4 protein-coding genes are annotated in these 4,301 nt (G+C 66.0%); all 4 read left to right on the forward strand.

Translation table 11 applies throughout. From position 1 onward, the window contains the following. Nucleotides 1-627 (forward strand): ANTAR domain-containing response regulator (locus AC1RWI_RS37765; RefSeq protein ID WP_492870859.1); only part of this gene is annotated, 627 nt, incomplete at its 5' end. A 360-nt stretch (nt 628-987) separates the two neighbouring features. Further along, complete coding sequence (locus AC1RWI_RS37770; protein ID WP_492870860.1) at nt 988-2,307, forward strand: CmpA/NrtA family ABC transporter substrate-binding protein; 1,320 nt, start codon at nt 988-990, stop codon at nt 2,305-2,307. An 85-nt stretch (nt 2,308-2,392) separates the two neighbouring features. Next, a complete protein-coding gene (gene ntrB / locus AC1RWI_RS37775) occupies nt 2,393-3,331 on the forward strand; it encodes a nitrate ABC transporter permease (RefSeq protein ID WP_043343388.1) in 939 nt (312 codons plus the stop codon). 18 nt (nt 3,332-3,349) lie between these two features. Continuing rightward, nucleotides 3,350-4,153 carry an ABC transporter ATP-binding protein gene (locus AC1RWI_RS37780; protein ID WP_043343386.1) on the forward strand — a complete coding sequence of 268 codons (804 nt, stop codon included), beginning with the start codon at nt 3,350-3,352 and terminating at the stop codon, nt 4,151-4,153. Nucleotides 4,154-4,301 lie beyond the last annotated feature (148 nt).

Raw genomic sequence — 4,301 nt, forward strand, 5'->3', positions numbered from 1 at the left:
CGCCCGACGAGTCCTGCCAGCCCCGCGCCCGCCGCGTCGGGTTCACGCGCGCTGCGCATTTTGCTGGTGCGCGATCCGCATGACGAGGATCCTCTCAATATCGAGACGATCCGTGCCGGGCTTGTCTCTGCGGGCTTCACGGACATCGAAACGGTGGACGCCGACCTGCGGCTGCCCGACGCAATCGCCGCGCGGCAGCCGGACCTGATCATCATCGCCTCGGAGTCGGCCGCGCGCGATACGGTCGAACATGTGTGCGTGTCGACCCAGCATGCGCCGCGCCCCATCGTGCTCTTCACGGACAACGACGACGCTCAGCGCATCAAGGCCGCGCTGAGCGCGGGGATCACCGCCTACATCGTTGACGGCCTGCGTGCCGATCGCGTCAAGACCGTGCTGGATGTGGCCTATGCGCGCTTCGAACTGGACCAGGAACTGCGCGCTGAGCTTGATGCCACGCGGCTGCAGCTGGCCGAGCGCAAGGAAGTGGAGCGTGCCAAGGGCCTGCTGATGAAGGAGCGCGGCATGACCGAAGACGAGGCTTACAAGCGGCTGCGCAGCATGGCGATGGAGCGCGGCATCAAGCTCGTCGAGGCGGCGCGGCGGGTCATCGATGTGATGAGCTAAGCCCCGGACAAACCATGATCGGGCGCCGCGATGCGCCCCGCACGCGCTTGGTGCAATGCACAAGGATGGCGCGACCGCATCACCTTTCGCGCACCGGCAGCGCACGCGCGCCGCTTCGGCGCGTCCTCTTCTGGCTCCTTGCCCACGCTCGCCGGTCCGTCGGACCCCGGCAACAGCCCTCCCCCCTTGGCACGCGGCTTGCGTAAACGGAGCATCGGCCAACGACGGCCGATCACATACCGATGTGCGCCGCCAACGACGGCCGCGCCGCATCACGGGACAACGGCGTCCTGACCTGCCCCCCGCATTTCTGGCGAACTGCGGCGCAGTTCAGGACGCTTTTCATTTGGAGCCGTGTCAATGCCCTCTCGCCTGAAGATTGCCAAGTCGCTGCATGCAGCAGTTGCCACCGATGCCAGCACCACGGGAGCCGATGCGGTGCCCGCCAGCAACGGACGGCGCCGCGTCCTGGCCACCATCGCCGGCGCCAGCGTGATCACCCTGGTCGATCCCCTGGTACGCGCTGGCGCATGGGCAGCAGGCTCCGACGCGCCGGAAAAACCGGAGGTGCGGATCGGCTTCATCCCGCTGACGGACTGCGCCTCGGTCGTGATGGCCGGCACACTCGGCTTCGACAAGAAGTACGGCATCAAGATCACACCCACCAAGGAAGCCTCCTGGGCCGGCGTGCGCGACAAGCTGGTCAATGGCGAACTCGATGCGGCGCATGTGCTGTACGGGCTGATCTATGGCGTGCAGCTTGGCATTGGCGGCCCCAAGAAAGACATGGCGGTGCTGATGAGCCTGAACCACAACGGCCAGGCCATCACGCTGTCATCCAAGCTGGCGGAGAAAGGCGTCAAGGACGGCGCCAGCCTGAAGGCGCTGATGATGAAGGAAAAGCGCGAGTACACCTTTGCCCAGACCTTCCCCACCGGCACCCATGCCATGTGGCTGTACTACTGGCTGGCCGCCAACGGCATCAACCCGATGCAGGACGCCAAGGCCATCACCGTGCCGCCGCCGCAGATGGTGGCCAACATGCGCGTGGGCAACATGGACGGCTTCTGCGTGGGCGAGCCCTGGGGCGCGCGCGCCATCGCCGACAAGATCGGCTTTACCGCAGAAACCACACAGGCGATCTGGAAGGATCACCCGGAAAAGACCCTGGGCACCACGGCGGAGTTCGTGCAGAAGTATCCCAACACGGCGCGCGCGATGGTGGCCGCCGTGCTCGACGCCTCGAAGTACATCGACGCATCGGCCTCCAACCGCCGCAAGACCGCCGAGACCATCGCCGCCAAGTCCTACGTCAACACCGACATGGACATCATCCTGGATCGCATGCTGGGCCGCTATAACAACGGCCTGGGCAAGACCTGGGACGACCCGGACTCGATGAAGTTCTACCAGGACGGCGCCGCCAACTATCCTTTCCTCTCCGACGGCATGTGGTTCCTCACGCAGCAAAAGCGCTGGGGCTTGCTCAAGGACCACCCTGACTACCTGGAGGTGGCGAAGAAGGTCAATCGCATCGACATCTACAAACAGGCCGCCGCGGCCGCGCAGGTGCCGCTGCCCAAGAGCGACTTCCGTACCGCGAAGCTGGTCGACGGCGTGGTGTGGGATGCCGGCAAGGACCCCAAGGCCTATGCCGACGGTTTCAAGATCAAGGCCTGAAGCGCACGCGCCCCGGCGTGATTCCGATTTTGATTGCCGCTTGAATGCCGGCGTGGCGACACGCCGGCCACCGAAGGAGCCAGACGTGAATGCACTAGCCCAGCCGGCCCCGCATGCCGCCAGCCAAGCCGCCCCTGCCGATGCCGGCACCAATGCCGAGGTTGCCGTGGTTGGCGACCAGCAAGCCCATGAACGCGCCGAGCGCCGCGCGCTCGCCGCGCAAGCCGAGGCCCGCCGCGCGGCGCGGCGCGACGCCATCACCGCCGTGGTGCTCAAGGTGATGCCGCCGGTAGCAGGCTTTGCGCTGTTCCTGCTGATGTGGCACGGCATCGCCACCATGATCCCCGCCATCCCCACGCCGGCCGCCACCTGGCATGCCGCCGTACCACTGTTCGCCGACCCGTTCTACCGCAACGGCCCCAATGACCAGGGCATCGGCTGGAACGTGCTGGCATCGCTGGCGCGCGTGGCGGCGGGCTTCGGGCTGGCCGCATTGATTGGCATCCCGGCCGGCTTCGCGCTGGGCCGCTTCGCTTTTCTCAACGCGATGATGGCGCCCATCATCAGCCTGCTGCGCCCGGTCTCGCCGCTGGCTTGGCTGCCCATTGGCCTGCTGCTGTTCAAGTCGGCAAACCCGGCGGCGATCTGGGCTATCTTCATCTGCTCGATCTGGCCGATGGTGATCAATACCGCGGTGGGCGTGACCCGTGTGCCGCAGGACTACCTGAATGTGGCGCGCGTGCTCGACCTTTCCGAATGGAAGGTGTTTACCCGCGTGCTGCTGCCCGCCGTGCTGCCGTACATGCTCACCGGCGTGCGGCTGTCCATCGGTACCGCCTGGCTGGTGATCGTGGCCGCGGAAATGCTCACTGGCGGCACCGGCATCGGCTTCTGGCTGTGGGACGAGTGGAACAACCTGAAGGTGGAACACATCGTCATCGCGATCTTCATCATCGGCATGGTCGGGCTGCTGCTCGAATACGCGCTGCTCAGCCTGGCCAAGCGCTTCAGCTACGGCAACTAAGACGCTAAGGAGAAGGCAATGGAAAAGTTCGTCCGTATCGAGAATGTCGGGCAGACCTTCAAAACCAAGAAGGGGCCGTTCGTGGCCCTGCGCGATGTCAACCTGACCATCGCCAGCGGCGAGTTCATTACGCTGATCGGCCACTCGGGCTGTGGCAAGTCCACCTTGCTCAACCTGCTGGCCGGGCTGGACCGGCCCAGCGCCGGCGCGCTGATCTGCGCGGAGCGCGAAATCGCAGGCCCCGGCCCGGATCGGGCGGTGGTGTTCCAGAACCATTCGCTGCTGCCCTGGCTGACCTGTTTCGACAATGTCTATCTTGGCGTGGAGCGCGTGTTCGGCGCCGCCGAGAGCAAGGCGCAACTGAAAGCCCGCACGCACGACACGCTGGCCTTGGTTGGCCTGACGCATGCCGAAGCCAAGTATCCGCAAGAGATCTCGGGCGGCATGAAGCAGCGCGTGGGCATCGCCCGGGCGCTGGCCATGGAGCCCAAGGTGCTGCTGATGGACGAGCCCTTTGGCGCGCTGGACGCGCTCACCCGCGCGCACCTGCAGGACGAACTGATCAAGATCGTGGCGAAGACGCGCAGCACGGTGGTGATGGTGACCCACGACGTGGATGAAGCGGTGCTGCTGGCCGACCGCATCGTCATGATGACCAACGGCCCCGCGGCCACCATCGGCGAAGTGCTGAAGGTGGACCTGCCGCGGCCACGCGAGCGCATGGCGCTGGCCGAGGACAAGGATTACCACGCATGCCGCACGGCAGTGCTGGACTTCCTGTACCGCAAGCAGCGCAATCCCGCCCTGAAGGAAGCCGCCTGAGCGGGGCGATGACGGGCCCGCCACTGCCGCGCCAGGGGCGAAGCCGAGCCGGCATCGCGCCTGTCATGGGCACGGCCGGCCCGCTCCGCTATCATGGACTTCAAACAACAGAGTCCCAACCTGCCATGACCACCACGCCCACCACGCC

The sequence above is a fragment of the Cupriavidus sp. MPR-AND1C genome, from assembly GCF_058809705.1.